This window comes from Phycisphaerales bacterium (assembly GCA_035627955.1).
Lineage (GTDB): Bacteria > Planctomycetota > Phycisphaerae > Phycisphaerales > UBA1924 > JAEYTB01.
In genome coordinates this window covers 337,903-353,780 of record DASPKU010000001.1, presented here as the reverse complement: position 1 = coordinate 353,780, position 15,878 = coordinate 337,903, and the positions used below count along the sequence as shown (strand labels likewise).

The window sequence follows — 15,878 nt, the reverse complement described above, 5'->3', positions numbered from 1 at the left end:
GCCGATCACTCCGCCGCTGGCAGTGATCGCATGAACCCCACCAGCCGCTCCAGCGAGGGCGACTCCGCGTCCCGCACGTACGCCCCGCTCACCGCACAGCCCACCGCCAGGCACTGCGCCAGAGGCAACCCGTGCACCTGCGCCAGTGCGAACCCCGCGTTGAAGTGATCGCCCGCCCCCGTGGACAGCCGCGGCGTGCTGGTGAAGGGGCCATCGAACCACGCGGCGCCGTCCTCGCTCGCGGCGGCCGCGCCCTCGCGCGGGTGGACCACGATGGTGTCCAGCCGCATGGAGCCCCGCAGCGCCGCCGCGAGTTCCGGCACCAACACCTTCAGGCCGGGGAGGCGGGCTTTCAGCCCGCAATCTTCCTCTTCTTCCGTCCGCCTCACACGCATTCCGAGGTCTCCAAGAACCTCCGCTGCGGGCTGAAAGCCCGCCCCCCCGCTCCCACCCTCTCTGATTCCAAGCCCGAACACCCTTGCCATCCGCTCCGCCTCCGCCAGGTTCAGCCCCAGCGTCACCGGCACGTGCTCGTTCAACTCGCGCAGCAGCCCCATCGCCCGCCGCACATCCTCATCCGTGCGCTTCGCAGGGTCCGACAGGTCAATGTACACCCGCTTGCTCCTGGCGTCCTGCACCCTCGGCAGCACGTCCCGCATCAGCCCGCGCCAGATCCCCTCCACACCCCCCAGCAGCGACCAGTTCACGATCCCCAGCAGCGAAGCCTCGCCCACCAGCCGCACCAGCACGTCGAGCCCCAGCACCTCCACGATCCGCTCCCACGTCACCGCCTGCGCGTTCGCCGGCCGGTTGAACATGATCTTGCCGTCATCGAACTCCAGCGCATCGGTGTGCGCTGGCGGGCAGATCGGGTACACCGCACGGCAGCGCCGCGCGAAGGGCCGGAAGACGGGATGCAAAGGCAGGGAGAGCGGAGAGCCGAGAGCGGGGCTTGCCTTCCCCCCGTTTTCCGCTCTCCGTTCTCCCTCCCCTGCCCCAGCCCCCACGCCCCCCACATACGTCACCGGCACACCCACTCTGCCAAGGGCCCCCGCCATCAGCGGCCCATTCCCCCCGAACCGCTCCTCCGTCACCACCAGCTCAATGTTCGTGCTCTTCCCCGCGGCCGCCGCGGCCCGCGCAGCGAACTGCGTGATCGTTCGCATCCGCGTGTACCCGCGCGGGGTCATATCGTGCCGCGTGTCCACCGCCTCGGTGATCGCATCGATAAACCCATCGAACCCGATCAGCGCAGGCCTGAACTTGCCCTCGCGTGCCAGCCCCTCCAGCGCGTCCGCCGCCGCACCCGCAATCTGCTGCCTTTCTCTCATGCCGCGAGAGTATGACAACAATGTCAGCATGCCCGCCTACGCCCACCTCTCCACGATCGTCCTCGCGACCGGCAATCCCCACAAGGTCGATGAGCTCCGCGCGATCTTCGCCGACGCGGGCATCAAAGGCGTCCGCTTTCTTGGCCTCAAGGATGTCCCCGCCCACACGGTCGAGCCCCACGAAACCGGCAGTACCTTCGCCGACAACGCCACCATCAAGGCCCTCAGCTACGCCCAGCAGACCGGCCTACCCGCACTCGCCGACGACTCCGGCCTCGAGATCGACGCTCTGCAAGGCCGTCCCGGCGTCATCAGCAGCCACTACTACAACGAGGGCCACGACGACGGCAAACCCCGCGAACAGCGAGACGGCCTCAACAACGCCCGCATCCTCCGCGAACTGGAAGGTGTGCCCCCCGAGCAGCGCTCAGCGCGGTTCGTCTGCGTCATGGCCCTGGCCCTCCCCAACTCCCCTATCCCAGCAGCCCTCACCCGCGGCACCTTCGAGGGCCGCATCGGCACGCCCCCCCACGTCCCCCGCGGCCACAACGGCTTCGGCTACGACCCCCTCTTCCTCGTCGCCCCCGACTTTCACCTCACCTCCGCCGAGCTCCCCAAGGACCAGAAGAACGCCCTCTCCCACCGCGCCCACGCCGCCAAGGCAATGGCCCACGAAATCGCCCAGCTTCTCAGGGGACCGCACGGCTGATTCCGCCTGTCGGTTCCTGTCACATCCGCCATCCGACATCCCACATCCGACATCGCGCGGTACCCTGTTCCTCCCATGGCGTCCGACCCCCGCGAAACACCCGCGATGCAGCAGTACTACCGCTTCAAGAAGCGGCACCCCGACTGCGTGCTCCTGTTCCGCATCGGCGACTTCTACGAGCTCTTCGACGACGACGCTGTCACCGTCTCCCGCGCCATCGGCCTCACCCTCACCCAGCGCACCGAGGGCGTGCCCATGTGCGGCATGCCCTACCACCAGCTCGACACCTACCTCAAGCGCCTCATTGCCCAGGGTTTCAGGGTGGCCGTGTGCGAGCAGCTCATGGAAGCCTCGCAGGCGCCCAAGGGTCTGGTCCCCCGCGCCGTCACCCGCGTGCTCACCCCCGGCACGCTCGTCGACGAATCGCTCCTCGAGTCCGAGGCCCCTACCACCCTCGCCGCCATCGTCTTCACCGGCGACGGCGACGACTCCCCCGCTTCTCTCGCCGTGGTCGAGGTCGCCACCGGCCTGTTCACGCTGATCGATTGCAGCCACGCCACCATCGCCGACGAGCTCGCCCGCCGTGGCGTCCGCGAGCTCCTCTACGCCGCCGCCGACCTCAAGCCCGCCCCGCGCGTCAAGAAGGTCCTCGACCGCCTCGGCCTCTCCGGCACCCCTCGCGCGAGCTGGCAGTTCCGCGTCAGCGAGGCCCTCGAGGCCCTCACCAACCACTTCCAGGTCAGCACCCTCGCCGGCTTCGGCCTCCGTGAGGACGACCCCGCCATCCCCGCCGCCGGCGCCATCATCCGCTACCTCCAGGAAACCCAGACCCTCAGCGAAGAGGACGCCAAGACCGCCGCCACCGCCGGCCTCGCCGCGAGCCGCGCGAGCTTAAAACACCTCCGCCCCCCACGCCGCGAGGACCCCCACAACTTCGTCACCATCGACGCCGTCTCCCTCCGCTCCCTCGAGATCGAACGCACCATCCGCGGCCAGACCTCCGCCTCCTCCGGCAGCCTCGAGGGCTCGCTCCTCGGCGTCTTCCTCGCCGCCGTCACCGGCCCGCGCTCCGTCGTCCGCACCGCGATGGGCAAGCGCCTCCTCCGCGACTGGCTCTGCCGCCCCCTCCGCGACCTCGCCGCCATCGAGGCCCGCCAGCACGCCGTCGCCACCCTCATCGACGACCGCACCCTCGCCGCGCAGCTCGGCGAAACCCTGAGCAATGTCCAGGACATCGCCCGCATCGCCGGGCGCGTCTCCCTCGGCCGCGCCACCCCCCGCGACCTCGTCGGCCTCGCCCGCTCCCTCGACAAGGCCGACGCCCTGCTCGAAGCCCTCGAAGGCGTCCCCGCCCTCGCCACCATCGAGCAGCGCCTCCGCCAGTCGCGCAACACCATCACGCCAATCGCCAGCGCCATCCTCGCCGCGTGCATCGAAGAGCCACCCGCCCACCTCCGCGAGGGAGGCCTCATCCGCGACGGCTACGACGCCGCCCTCGACGAAGCCCGCGCCCTCCAGAAGGACTCCACCTCCTGGCTCGCCGATTACCAGGGCACCCTCGCCTCTCGCCACAAGCTCCCCGGCCTCAAGGTCGGCTTCAACAAGGTCTCCGGCTACTACATCGAGCTCCCACAGGCCCAGTCCCGCAATGCCCCGCCCGAGCTCACCCGCAAGCAGACCCTCAAGAACGCCGAGCGCTACACCACCCCCGAGCTCCGCGAGTACGAGACCAAGGTCACCAGCGCCGAGGCAAGAGCCCTCGACCGCGAGCGCGACATCTTCACCAGGCTCTGCGAGCAGGCCACCACCGCCCTCCCCGCCATCTCCCTCTTCTCCGACACCGTCGCCGAGCTCGATGTCCTCCTGGGCTTCGCCGACAAGGCCCAGCGCCGAGGCTGGACCCGCCCCACCATCGTCCAGCAGCCCGCCCTCCAGATTCACGCCGGTCGCCATCCGGTTCTCGACGAATCCCTCGGCGGCGACTTCGTCCCCAACGACATCGAACTCGGCGACCGCAGCGCGTTCGCCTTCCCCTCCGGCTCCGACTTCCGACTTCCCACTTCCCACTTCCCCGCTCTCGCCCTCATCACCGGCCCCAACATGGCCGGTAAAAGCACCTACATCCGCCAGACCGCCCTCCTCACCCTCCTCGCCCACACCGGCAGCTACATCCCCGCCGACCGCGCCACCATTGGCCTCGTTGACCGCGTCTTCACCCGCATCGGCGCCGACGACGCCCTCCACGCGGGCCAGTCGACCTTCATGGTCGAGATGATCGAGACCGCCAACATCCTCAACCACGCCACGCCCCACTCCCTCGTCGTCCTCGACGAAATAGGCCGCGGCACCAGCACCCTCGACGGCCTCTCCCTCGCCTGGGCCATCGTGGAGCACTTGGCTTCGCCTTCACATCCGACATCCGACATCCCACATCCCACATCGCCTTCACTTCCGGCTTCCGACTTCCGACTTCCGACTTCGTCGGGCCCCCGCACCCTCTTCGCCACCCACTACCACGAGCTCACCGACCTCGAAGAACGCCTCCCCGGCCGCGTCACCAACCTCCACGTCGCCGTCCGCGAGTGGCCCGGCGGCGACGACCACGCGCAGATCGTCTTCCTCCACCGCATCCTCCCCGGCCGCACCGACCAGTCCTACGGCCTGCATGTCGCCCGGCTCGCCGGCATCCCCGCCACCGTCGTCTCCCGCGGCCGCGAAGTCCTCGCCTCCCTCGCCGTCCACACTGCCGGCACCTCAAGCTCGCTACCTATCAACGCCCCCTCGAGCACCACGGCGAAACCCGATACCAAGCGAGTGCCCAAGCCCCGCCCCATCGACGAAGACGGCCAGCTCCCCCTCTTCACCCAGTACCTCCAGCACCCCGCCATCGACGCCCTCAAGGAAGTGAAGCTCGACGCCCTCACCCCCCTCCAGGCGTTCGACCAACTCCGCAAACTCAAAGAGCTCACCACAGATTGAAACGACGCCGGGACTGAGCCGCTCTGGGCGAAGTCCCGGATTGGGCGAAATCGTCGTGTAACGACCAACTGTCACCGCGTGCCACGGCGACGTCTTCGTCGCTATGGAATCGCTCAACTCCCGCGGCGATCACACAATCACAGCGATCATCACCTGCCTGACCTGATGATCACGACTTCGCCCCCACCCCAACCCCAACCGCCTCCCGCCGTCTCATGTGCGACTCCACCGGCCGCAGCGACGGCACCACCTTCCCCCCTACAATCCGCGCATACGCCGCGCACGTCCGCAGCGCCCGCCGCGCATTCTCCCCCGCGGACAGATACCCGCACGACACCAGCGCCCGCGAGTACCGCGACCGCTCCAGATTCCTAAGGCCCCCCGGCGCGTTCCACGGCTTGTGCGGCCCCGTGAAGTGCACAATCCCCGGAGACCGCCGCACCTCCGGCATCCGCTCCAGCTCCCGGTGGAACGGGTGCTTCAGCGTCTTCAGCGCCCGCATCGCCGCGATCTGCACGTTCCACCGCGGCTCAACCTCGGCGAACTCCCCCTGCAGCACCAGGTTCAGCGCATCCTGGTCCGCCATGTCGAACACGTCCATGTGCGCCCACAGCAGCTCGCACGTCCGCTGCGCCACCTGCTCGCGCCGCCACACGTCCAGGTCCATCACCAGCACGCCGCTGTTGAAGTACGCCGTGGACCCGCGGAAGCCCAGCTCCCGCCGCGCCGCCACACCCGCGTCCGCCTCTTCCATCGTCGGGAACCACAGGTCCCGCACCGCACCCACAGCGTGCCCCTTGAGGTCCCAATCCCACAGCGCCCGCACGTCATCCGCGACCACCAGGTCGCAGTCCAGGTACAGCACCCGCTCGTGGTCCGCCAGCAGTTCCGGCAGCATGAGCCGGAACAAGTTCGCCGTCGAGTGGTGCGCCCACGGCGCCCGGTAACTGGCCCCGAAGCTCCGCGGGATGCTGTGGATCACCAGCGTCACGCCCGCCTCGCGGCACCGCCGCTCCACGAACGCCTGCGCCCGCGGCAACAGCCCGTCCTCCCCCGTCAGCACCGACAGCGTGAATGGCCCACGCGTCCGCTGCAGCAGCGTGTGCACCGTCACCACCAGCCCAAGATCAAACCGCCTGTCCGCGGCCACCGCGATATGCATGGGACGCTCCCTCGAACCACTCAGGCCAGGTCCCTCTCGGGCCCCGGCCATCTCTCAGGCCAGACCATACAACCGATCCGCCCCATTGCCCCCCACACCCCCCGATTTCCACGCCCTTAACCACTCACCACCCGCGCAGCCCCAGCCGCCCGCAACAGGTAGACCGCGACGCCTGTCGGTCCCCGACTTCTGTGCAACTCATGCGGACTGATGCTGAATGTTGTGCAACTTAGGGGCTGCTGTGTCCCGTGCTGCTCCGGGCTTCTTTCCCTGAGCCCCGCCAGGGGCGCCTTGAAGTAGCCCAGGGTGAAGCGAGTCCGCGAGCGCAACCCTGGGTTGAGGACGCATGCAACCGGAGCCCCCGAAGGGGCGCCCCTCCCTCCAATCGCGACCCGGGACCCTCACTGCGCCCGATCGCGGACGCCGCAACCACCCTCCACCCAACGCCTTACACCAACTACCGAACATTTCCCGCAAATCCTCTTGCACACCCCTTATATCTCCCGTACATTCCGCTCGTGCCCTCCGCCCTGGCCAATCTCGAAGCCCTCGCCGAGCGCTTTCAGCGCCTCGACGCCGAGCACGCGCGCATCCAGTTCGCCCGCCGCCGCTTCGACGACGACATCGCCACCGCCAAATCCGGGGCCGACCAACTCCGCGCCTGCACACGCCTGCTCCGCGAACTCGATCCACCGCGCCGTAGGTCCTCGCATGGAACGCCGCCCGCGGCGCGCTCACTCCCCTTGAACGAACAACCGCCGGAACGCCGCACCGCACTCCGGGCAACGCCCCGGCGGAACGCCGGCGAGGCCATACCCACACTCACCGCACCGCGGCTCCCCGGGGCACCCCGTCCCCCACTGCACCTCGATCAGGTCGACGAAGTCGCGCAGACGGAACGGCCGCCGCTCCCAGATCTCGCGCTGCACCCCGCTGCTGGGAAAATCCGGCAGGCTGATGTCGAACTCCAGTTCGACACGCAGGACAAAGTCAATCTCGTCAAGGCTGTCCCAGACAGCCCCCCATTCCGATTCCATTCCGAGGTCAGCGGGGAACTCGCATCCCACGGCGTGCAACAGCCGGAGCACCTCCCGCTCGATCAGCGCACGGGGCGGCCTCTCCACGACGACTCCCCTCCGCGTCTCCGCGTCTCCGCGAGCGACCCTTCCCCCTCACTCCAACGGATTCACAAACAACCCCGTCGCGATCTTCGGGTAGAAGAACGTGCTCTTCTGCGGCATCAGCTCGTTGGCACGGCTCACATCCCGCACGGCCTCCAGCGGCGTCGGCCGCACGATGACCGCCAGCTGCGCGAACCCCGCGCCGCCACCGGCCCCGGTCTCCGCCCCGCGCCCAATCTCCTCAACCTCCCGCAGCGTGTGGGGGAACGCCCACTTCACCGCGGCTCCACCATTCAGCGCCTTCTGGCAGACTTCTTCCACGATCACATACTGCGTGAACGCCACATCGAGCTTCCGCCACGCCTCGGGCTTGCTCCCGAACCGCGCCTTCAGCGGATCGGGCGTCGCGGGATTCGCGACCGCCATCTTGCCGCTCTTGAAGTCGTACAGCCCAACCCGCGGCTCACCGCCGCTGCCCTTCGTCAGCAGCGCTTTCTCCAGGTCCGCGAGGGTGCCGGCGACGGGCTCCAGCTTCAGATGGGCGGCGCCGCTCTTGAGCAGCGCATCCCACGAGTAGTCCTTCATCCCGCCCAGCACCCGGTGCGTGGGCCAAATCACCAGCCCCGGATCGCTCATCCCGATCAGCACCATCATGCAGCGGCGCGCCGGATGGTCCGCCGGCACCGCGCCCTGACCCTCCATGTGCTTGATGTAGTTCAGCGCCGTGTTGTACCGGTGGTGCCCGTCAGCAATGAACACGTCCTCGCCCGCCAGCGCCTGCTGGTACGCGCGGATGGTCTGTTCATCCGTGACGGTCCACACCTCGTGCAGCACGCCGTCGCCCATGTCCGCGGTGATATCGGGCTTGCCCTTGCCCATCACGCTCTGCAGCAGCTTGGTCGCGGCCCCGCGCTCGTCCGCGTGCAGCCCGAAGATCGGCGACAGCTGCGCCCTGGTCGCCTTCATCAGCGCGAAGCGGTCCTCCTTGGGCCCGCTGAACGTCTCCTCGTGCGGCAGGATCCCGCCGCCCTCCCGCGGCCCGAACGGCACCGCCTCCACGCAGCACGCCATCCCGCTCCGCTGGCTCACCTTCCCGTCCGGCGTCCGTGTCGTCTGCCGGTACGCGAACATTGCAGGCTTCTCGCCGCGTTTGAGCGTGCCATCAGCGAGCCACGCCTGGTACATCTCGGCGGCCTTCCCATACGCCTCTGGCGGCCCCAGCTCCTTCGCCGGCGTGTGCGGCAGGTCGATCGCCACAATGTTCTTCGCGTTCTTCCCCAGCATCCGCTCCTTCGCGCTCTTGTCCAGCACGTCGTACGGCGGGGCCACGAAGCTCGAAAGGTCAGGACGCGGAGCAAACTGCACAGCACGGAAGGGGTAGACGTTCGGCATAGGGCCGAAAGCGTAGGGTCGATCCGCCAGCCGTCACCCCGCTCCCCCTCTCCTCCACCCCCTTCTCCTCCTCTCCTCCACTTCCCGAGACCCGAGCGCCCCCACCCCGCGAACCTATAATGAAGACTGTCGCAGGGGTGCGCAAGGAGCCTGGCGTGGCCAAGAGTCGGATCATCTTCGAGTCAGCCCTCATCCTCGTGCTCGGCGGGGCCGTGCTCGGCTCCACCCTCGCCATCAGCCAGCGCAACAACGACTACCGCTTCTTCGACGAGCTGATCGAGATCAAGTCCATTATCTCCAGCCGCTACGTCGAGACCCCCGACGAGAAGGCCCTCAAGGAGGGCGCCATCAAGGGCATGGTCGACGCCCTCAACGACCCCTACACCGTCTACGTCCCCGCCGCCGAGAAGACCAGCTTCAACAAGGACCTCACCGGCGAGTACGTCGGCATCGGCGCGACCGTCAATACCGCCACCGGCTGGCTCACCATCGTCTCGCCCCTCGAAGACTCCCCCGCCTTCAAGGCCGGGCTGATGCCCAACGATCGCATCATCGAGATCGACGGCAAGTCCACCGAGAACCTCTCGGTTGACAAGTGCGTCGACCTGCTGATGGGCAACCCCGGCACCATCATCAAGCTCACCGTCGAGCGCGAGGGCGAGCGCTTCCCGCTCGAGGTCACCCGCGACCAGATCAAGACCAAGAGCGTGAAGGGCTTCCACCGCAACCCCGACGCCCCCAACACCTGGCAGTACCTGATCGACCCCACCCGCGGCATCGCCTACATCCGCCTCACGCAGTTCACCCCTAAGTGCAGCGAGGAGCTCCTCACCGCCCTCGAGAGCCTTGGCGCCCACGAGGGCCGACTCCAGGGCCTCGTCCTCGACCTGCGCGGCAACGGCGGCGGCCTGCTCAGCGAGGCCGAGTCCATCGCCGACCTCTTCCTCGAGGACGGCATCATCGTCTCCACCCGCGGGCGCGCCTTCCAGGAGAAGGTCACCCGCGCCAAAAAGGACGGCACCCTCGCCAACTTCCCGCTCGCCCTGCTGATCAACGGCCAGAGCGCCTCCGCCAGCGAGGTCCTCGCCGGCGCGCTCGTCGAGAACCACCGCGCCATCACCGTCGGTTCCCGCACCTACGGCAAGGGCAGCGTGCAGGTCGTCCTCGAGCTGCCCAGCGGCAACGGCAGCGAGCTCAAGCTCACCGAGCAGGGCTACTTCCTCCCCAGCGGCCGCAGCATCACCCGCAAGGACGACGCCGCGACATGGGGCGTGGACCCCACCGAAGGCTTCTATGTCCCTGTGACCGACGACGAGCTCGAAGCCATGTTCGAGGTCCGCCGGCGCGAGGAAGCCCTCGTCAACAAGGACGTGCTCGGCAAGAACAAGTCCATGCCGACTCCCAAGTCTGCGCCAAAGGAGGAGACCGCGCCGACCGACTGGAGCAACCCAGAGTCCATCCTCGCAACGCTCAAGGACCCGCAGCTCACCGCCGCGGTGAAGGCCGTGCAGGGCAAACTCGAGACCGGCAACTGGTCGCCCACCGGCCAGAGCGGCATGCAGACCGGCGCGATCGCCTCCGCCGAGCTCACCCAGCTCCGCCTCTACCACGAGCGCCTCGAGCGCGAGCTCCTCCGCACCGAGAAGCGCATGATCGCTATCGAGGACGCCGTGCCCGCCGCGAAGAACGCCCCGCGCCCCGACCTCTGGGCCGACACCATCGACCTCAAGGGCGGCCAGATGGAGATCAAGGACAAGGACGGCAAGGTCGTCGCCACCCTCCAGATCACCGGCAACGACCTCGAGCGCTGGCTGCTCGATGCCGACGTCAAGAAGCCCGACGCACCCGAATTCAAGAAGTAATGCTGATACTGGGCATCGAATCCTCCTGCGACGAAACCGCGGCCAGCGTGGTGCAGGACGGAACCCGCGTGCTCTCCAGTATCGTCTCCAGCCAGCACGACCTCCACGAGCATTACGCCGGCGTCGTCCCCGAGCTCGCCAGCCGCGCCCACGTCGAGCGCATTCTCCCTGTCATCCGCGAATCGCTCGAGCACGCCGGCGTCGGCCTCGGCATGATCGACGCCATCGCCGTGGGCAACCGCCCCGGCCTGATCGGCTCGCTGCTGGTCGGCGTCGCCGCGGCCCGCGCGCTCGCGTGGTCCCTCGGCAAGCCGCTCGTCGGCATCGATCACGTCCACGCGCACCTGTATTCCGGCATGCTGCACACCGGCGACGATTCGGCGCCCGCGCCGGTGCGCTTCCCCGCGCTCGGGCTGGTCGTCAGCGGCGGCCACACGTCGATCTACAGGCTGGATTCGTGGACGGGCGTGACTCGACTGGGCGCGACGATCGACGACGCGATCGGCGAGGCGTACGACAAGGCCGCGACGATCCTGGGTTTGCCGTACCCAGGCGGGCCCAACCTCGACCGGCTCGCGAGCACGCCGGGCGCGAACCCCGACGCCTTCGAGCTGCCCATCAGCCGCATCAGCCCCGACTCGCTGGACTTCTCGTTCTCGGGGCTCAAGACCGCCGTGCTGTACGCCGCCCGCGGCGTGCCCGGCCGGCACTCCGAGCAGACGGCCGTGCCGCCGCTGGATGACCGCCGGCGCGCCGACCTCGCGGCCAGCTTCCAGAAGGCCGCGGCCGACGCGGTCCTGCTGAAGCTCACGCGCGCGCTCGACCGCCTGCCGCGCTCGGCCGAGCCGGTCGCGCTGCTGACCGGCGGCGGTGTGACCGCGAACAGCCGCCTCCGCGCCGATCTGCAGCGCTGGAGCACGAAGCATCGCGTGGATCTCCGGCTTCCGGCCCGCGCGTTCACCGTTGACAACGCGGCGATGATCGCGGGGCTCGCGCACGAGTTCATCAGGGCCGGGCAGGTTTCGGGGCTGGACCTTCAGGCGACGCCGACCACCGCGTGCTAGGGAGCGAAGCGTGAACCCGTTCCGCTACAAGAACCAGCCCGCCACGCCCGCAAAGAACGCGGCGCCGAAGGGGCCGCCGCCCCCCGAGCCGATCCTGCTCGCCGCGCCTCACCCGGCCACGCTCGCGGAGGAGGACCTCGTCACACAGTGCGACTTCAGCAAGGACCGCGCGGGCGGACCGGGCGGGCAGAACCGCAACAAGGTCGAGTCCCGTGTGACCGTGCTGCACACGCCGACGAACATCGAGGCGCACGCCGGGGAGCGCCGCAGCGCGGTGGAAAACCGGCGGGTCGCGATCTTCCGGCTGCGGCTGGCGCTCGCGGTGGGCGTGCGGACGCCGGTGCCGAGCGGGGAGGTGAGGTCGGAGTTGTGGCGCTCGCGTTGCCCGGAGAGCGGGAAGGGGAGGATTTCGTGCAACCCCGAGCACAAGGACTACCCGGCGATCCTGGGCGAGGCGATGGACGTCATCTGGGCGAGCGGCCTGGACGTGGGCAAGGCGGCGCTGCGGCTGTGCGCCACGCAGAGCCAGCTGCTCAAGCTGGTCAAGGACCACCCACCGGCGTTCGTGCTGCTGAACCAGGCCCGCGCCGCCGCGGGGCTGCACAGGCTGCACTAAAAGGAAGAGCCGCGCCTTTCGGCGCGGCTCCTCGAAGGTTCAGTTGGATCGATCGAATCAGGCGCGGCGGCGGCGGGTGACCATCAGGCCACCAACGCCAAGCAGGGCCAGCGAAGCGGGCGAGGGCACCGCGTTCAGCTCGAACGCGCTGCGGCGCTGCGGGTTGAGGGTGCTGCCGGTGCCGACCGCGATGTTGTTGGAGCCGACCGTGGGGGCCGTGGTGGTGAAGAACCAGCGACCGGTAAAGCCGGCGCCGACGACCATCTCCATAAAGCCAGCGGAGGGGACCACGAAGGCGGAGTCGCTGCCGTCGGGCAGGGTGCCAAAGGTGATCGTCCAGATGAAGTCACCGGCGCTGGGCAGCGTGATGTTGGCGAAGGTCGCCAGCGTCGCGTCGGGGTTGTAGAAGTTGATGCGCATCGTGCCGTTGGCCTGCGCCACGCCACCGACGAACCGCAGGCTGGCGATGGTGAAGGCCCCGCCGGTCACGGTGGAGGTGTAGTCGTCGAAACCAGCAGCGCCGGTGGCGGCCGCGAAGGCCGAGTAGGGACCCGGGATGCCGGAATAGACCGGGGCGACGCGGGCGTCGTAGCTGCCGCCGCCCACGAGCTGATCCAACGAAACACCGCGGACCTGGGACGCCGGGACGTCGTAGGCCATCGCGGAACCCGCTGCGCCCATGAGGGCCAGCACCATCAGCACATTCTTCATCTGCGTCTCCTCCCTCAAAAAACACACCTCGTCAACCGCTCCCCCAGCAGAGGGCGCGGCGACAGGAACAAAGCCCGGAGGCCATCCTGGGCCCCGGGCCTGCCTGTCTCGTTGAGCAAGGAGGAGGTGTCTTGTCTCTCTCCCGCCTTACTCGGTTGGGGAGAATATCCCAGAAAGCGCAAAGTTTGTCAAGAGATTCCGGACACTTTGCTGGCACAACCGTGTTTTATGCACCCGTTCGGGTCTGCTAATCGCCGTGCCGATCCCGCAGCTTGGGGCTCAGCCTCAGCATCAGCTGCACCCGCTCGAACTCCTGGAGCCAATCGGCCACCGTGCCCCCCACCATGTCCGTGGGGGCGCTGGCCCCCGGAAGCTCGCAGAACGCCCCCATCCCCAGCCTGGCCCCCTGGGACCGAAGGCGGGTGAGGGTCTTGTCGCCCAGGATGGACATGAACTCGAAGTCCTCATTGAGGAACACGGCGGTGGGGACGCGGAGGCCGCCGCAAATGCGGATCTGATCGGACAGGTCGGCGTGCTCGTCACGATCGAGCATGCGGAGCTGAATAACGGGGTTCGCGCCCGCGATGTGAGCGAGCATCGGAACCTGCACGGCACAATCGCCGCACCAGAGGCCCGAGGTCACGAGCACGTTCATGCGGCGGGTGAACCCGTCCAGGAGCGCCCGCTGGGCGTCGGTCAACCGGACCGCGGCGTGGTGCCGCTCCCAGTTCATCCGCTGGTCGGGGCGGGCGCCCGCGACATACTTCTCATAGGGCAGACCCTGCTCGAACTTCGCCCTGAAAAACGCGGGGGTGAGCATGCAGAACCCTAGCCGCGGGGCACGGTTCAGGTGGAACTTAGCGGAGTTGCACCATCCCACCCGGACACTTGGGCATGCAAGGAGGTGCATCGTGACGAGACGGCTCTCGGACACCGGGCGTGCCATTGATGACGACATGCAGCGGCGGTACGGCCGTGACCGCAACGAGCAGGACGCGATCCGCCGGCAGTGTGCGGAGGACGAAGAGAGCGACCGCAAGGAGCGGCCGGAGCACCCGGTGGCGGCGGTGGGCAGCACCTTCCTGCTGGTGGGGGCGTTGGTGGTGGCGTTGACGGTGACGTCGCTGTTCTTCGTGGCGTCGATTCTCGCAGTGCCGGCGCTGATCGGGGCGCTGGTGGCCTTCGGTGCGTACGCGTTCTGGAGCTATGGGCAGAAGAAGCGGGCGCGGCGTGAGTCCAGCACGATGCCGGGGGCGGCAGAGCCCGGGGAGTGATTGGCTGATTGGCCCTCTGTGAGCGTTATCAGTCGGCGAAGTCCCGGGATGCGGGGTCGTACCGCGGGTCGAGCTGCTCGATCAGCCGCTCGATGTAGCGCCAGGCGTTGAGCTCGGTGCGGACGGCCTGGAGCGCCCGGGCCTCGCCACTGGCCGTGAAGAGTTTGGCGACGCGCTCGCGGTATTCGGCGCGCTGCGCCTGGGCCCACTGCTGCCAGCGGCCCCGCTGCTGCTGGTCGCCGCTGGCGATCGCGGCCTCGATCTCCTGGCGCGTTTCCATGATCTTGAAGAGAAAGCCGTCGGGCAGGCTCTTGTCCTGCTCCTTGGAGGGGCCGCCGAGGGCCGCGAGGAGCGCGTTGGCGCGGCGCTCGTCGTTGAGCAGTGTGGCCTTCGCACGGTTGAGCTGCGCGAGTTGAACAGCGGCTTCACTCTCAGCAATTGATCCGTCCCCCACCACATCCGGGTGCAGCAGCGCGGCGCGGGACAAGTACGCGCGTTCAACGGCGGCGTGGTCGAGGTCGTAGCGCGCGGGAACGCCGAGGAGGGTGAAGGGGTCGCTCGTCTGGCTTGTCACGCCTGATGCTACCCCCGCGCGTGTGCCGATCGGGTAAGTCGCCCCTGCAACACATTGACCGCTCCTTCATGTATCCTCCACCCGGAGCCAAACAGGAGGGAAGCGGCCCGGGCCCCCACCCCAGGAAGGACGCGTGAGCCAGTGAGCAGCCACATCGGCATCGTCGGCGTGAGCCCCGAGGGGGCGGCGTTGTTCTACCGCCAGATCATGCGCCGCGCCGCCAAGGCTCTCCCACCGGAGGAACAGCCGAGGGTGTCGCTGCACAATGAGCCGCTGGAGACGTACATCGCGGCCATCCGCAAGGACGACTGGCATCTGGTAGGGAAACTGCTGCGGCGGTCGGCGGAGCTGCTGGCACGGTGTGGGGCGGAGTTCTGCCTGACCCCCGACAACGCGGTGCAGCACGGCGTGCAACTGGCGGAGGTCGGCTCGCCGATCCCCTGGCTGACAATGACCGAACTGGTAGCGGAGGCGATCTCCGCGGACAGCCGCCGGGCCGTGGGGCTGATCGGGACGAAGATGGTGATGTACAGCAGCACCTACCAGACTCACCTTGGCTTGCGGGGGGTGCAGGTGCTGGCCCCTGAAGAGGACACGGCGGACAGGATCGACCGAATCATCTTCGAGGAGCTCGTGTACGGCCAAACCCGTCCCGAATCCAGACTTGCGGTGCTGTCGTCCATCGGCGACCTGGCCCGCAGGGGGTGCGAAGGGGTGATCCTGGCGAGCAGCGAGGCGTCCCTTCTGGTCACGGCCGAGAACTCCCCCCTGCCTGTGTACGACTCCGCCGAGATCCTGGCGGAGGCAAGCGTTCGGCGGTCGATCCGGCGGTAAGGGCGCGCCGGCGTCAACAAATCGCGCGCCCGCTAACGGCCCACGGGAACCGTGGTCAAATCGGGGTCGAACTTCACTGGCCGACGGCGGTCTCTGCGCGCCCATTGTGGGTAGGCATTGGCAGCCGCCGGAAGGTGGGAGGACGGATCGCCAACGTTCCCCAAACCTGTGACTGGACACAACCACGACGTTCCAGTTAGACTGGCGAAGCTGGCGCGATGAGGAACCGTGACGGACAGGCAACTGTCT

The 15,878-nt window shown here is 68.4% G+C and carries 15 protein-coding genes; 7 read left to right on the top strand and 8 right to left on the bottom strand.

The annotated features are described in order from the left end of the window. Positions 1-5 precede the first annotated feature (5 nt). Positions 6-1,331, bottom strand: a complete 1,326-nt coding sequence (locus VD997_01430; GenBank protein ID HYE60632.1) for a PfkB family carbohydrate kinase — start codon at positions 1,329-1,331, stop codon at positions 6-8. Positions 1,332-1,359: 28 nt separating this feature from the next. On the opposite strand from VD997_01430, the gene VD997_01425 reads away from it, so the two are divergent. Both VD997_01425 and mutS read left to right on the top strand, forming a co-directional pair. Then, complete coding sequence (locus tag VD997_01425) at positions 1,360-2,040, top strand: non-canonical purine NTP pyrophosphatase (GenBank protein ID HYE60631.1); 681 nt, start codon at positions 1,360-1,362, stop codon at positions 2,038-2,040. A gap of 75 nt (positions 2,041-2,115) precedes the next feature. Then, on the top strand, positions 2,116-5,019 hold the full coding sequence (gene mutS, locus VD997_01420) for a DNA mismatch repair protein MutS (protein HYE60630.1): 2,904 nt from the start codon (positions 2,116-2,118) through the stop codon (positions 5,017-5,019). Between the two features lie 169 nt (positions 5,020-5,188). On the opposite strand, the gene VD997_01415 is transcribed toward mutS, so the two are convergent. The 4 genes from VD997_01415 to VD997_01400 all read right to left on the bottom strand — a co-directional run bounded on the left by VD997_01415 (position 5,189) and on the right by VD997_01400 (position 8,694). Next, positions 5,189-6,181: a glycosyltransferase family 8 protein gene (locus VD997_01415; GenBank protein ID HYE60629.1), complete on the bottom strand. Its 993-nt coding sequence runs from the start codon at positions 6,179-6,181 to the stop codon at positions 5,189-5,191. A 494-nt stretch (positions 6,182-6,675) separates the two neighbouring features. Beyond that, positions 6,676-6,894, bottom strand: coding sequence for a hypothetical protein (locus VD997_01410; GenBank protein HYE60628.1), 219 nt, complete (start codon positions 6,892-6,894; stop codon positions 6,676-6,678). Between the two features lie 21 nt (positions 6,895-6,915). After that, positions 6,916-7,305 carry a hypothetical protein gene (locus VD997_01405; GenBank protein HYE60627.1) on the bottom strand — a complete coding sequence of 130 codons (390 nt, stop codon included), beginning with the start codon at positions 7,303-7,305 and terminating at the stop codon, positions 6,916-6,918. Positions 7,306-7,353: 48 nt separating this feature from the next. After that, positions 7,354-8,694, bottom strand: coding sequence for a DUF1015 domain-containing protein (locus VD997_01400; protein HYE60626.1), 1,341 nt, complete (start codon positions 8,692-8,694; stop codon positions 7,354-7,356). 155 nt (positions 8,695-8,849) lie between these two features. Between VD997_01400 and VD997_01395 the strand changes: the two genes are divergently transcribed. The 3 genes from VD997_01395 to VD997_01385 are packed head-to-tail and all read left to right on the top strand — an operon-like array spanning position 8,850 to position 12,236. Further along, complete coding sequence (locus tag VD997_01395; GenBank protein HYE60625.1) at positions 8,850-10,556, top strand: S41 family peptidase; 1,707 nt, start codon at positions 8,850-8,852, stop codon at positions 10,554-10,556. Beyond that, on the top strand, positions 10,556-11,620 hold the full coding sequence (gene tsaD / locus VD997_01390; protein ID HYE60624.1) for a tRNA (adenosine(37)-N6)-threonylcarbamoyltransferase complex transferase subunit TsaD: 1,065 nt from the start codon (positions 10,556-10,558) through the stop codon (positions 11,618-11,620). The genes VD997_01395 and tsaD overlap by 1 nt, the downstream gene beginning before the upstream one ends. 10 nt (positions 11,621-11,630) lie before the next feature. Continuing rightward, entirely contained in the window at positions 11,631-12,236 is a 606-nt protein-coding gene (locus VD997_01385) for a peptide chain release factor-like protein (protein ID HYE60623.1), read from the top strand. Between the two features lie 57 nt (positions 12,237-12,293). Here the strand turns inward: VD997_01385 and VD997_01380 are convergent, their stop codons facing one another. Both VD997_01380 and VD997_01375 read right to left on the bottom strand, forming a co-directional pair. Then, positions 12,294-12,947 carry a hypothetical protein gene (locus VD997_01380; protein HYE60622.1) on the bottom strand — a complete coding sequence of 218 codons (654 nt, stop codon included), beginning with the start codon at positions 12,945-12,947 and terminating at the stop codon, positions 12,294-12,296. A 247-nt stretch (positions 12,948-13,194) separates the two neighbouring features. Beyond that, a complete protein-coding gene (locus VD997_01375) occupies positions 13,195-13,767 on the bottom strand; it encodes a thioredoxin family protein (GenBank protein ID HYE60621.1) in 573 nt (190 codons plus the stop codon). 91 nt (positions 13,768-13,858) lie between these two features. Here VD997_01375 and VD997_01370 point away from each other — a divergent pair, with 91 nt between their 5' ends. Further along, the gene (locus VD997_01370; protein HYE60620.1) at positions 13,859-14,221 is read left to right on the top strand and encodes a hypothetical protein; all 363 of its coding nucleotides are present in this window, start codon (positions 13,859-13,861) and stop codon (positions 14,219-14,221) included. Positions 14,222-14,249: 28 nt separating this feature from the next. On the opposite strand, the gene VD997_01365 is transcribed toward VD997_01370, so the two are convergent. Continuing rightward, on the bottom strand, positions 14,250-14,795 hold the full coding sequence (locus VD997_01365; GenBank protein ID HYE60619.1) for an iron-sulfur cluster co-chaperone HscB C-terminal domain-containing protein: 546 nt from the start codon (positions 14,793-14,795) through the stop codon (positions 14,250-14,252). A 141-nt stretch (positions 14,796-14,936) separates the two neighbouring features. On the opposite strand from VD997_01365, the gene VD997_01360 reads away from it, so the two are divergent. After that, positions 14,937-15,629, top strand: a complete 693-nt coding sequence (locus VD997_01360) for an amino acid racemase (protein HYE60618.1) — start codon at positions 14,937-14,939, stop codon at positions 15,627-15,629. The last annotated feature ends 249 nt before the right edge of the window (positions 15,630-15,878 follow it).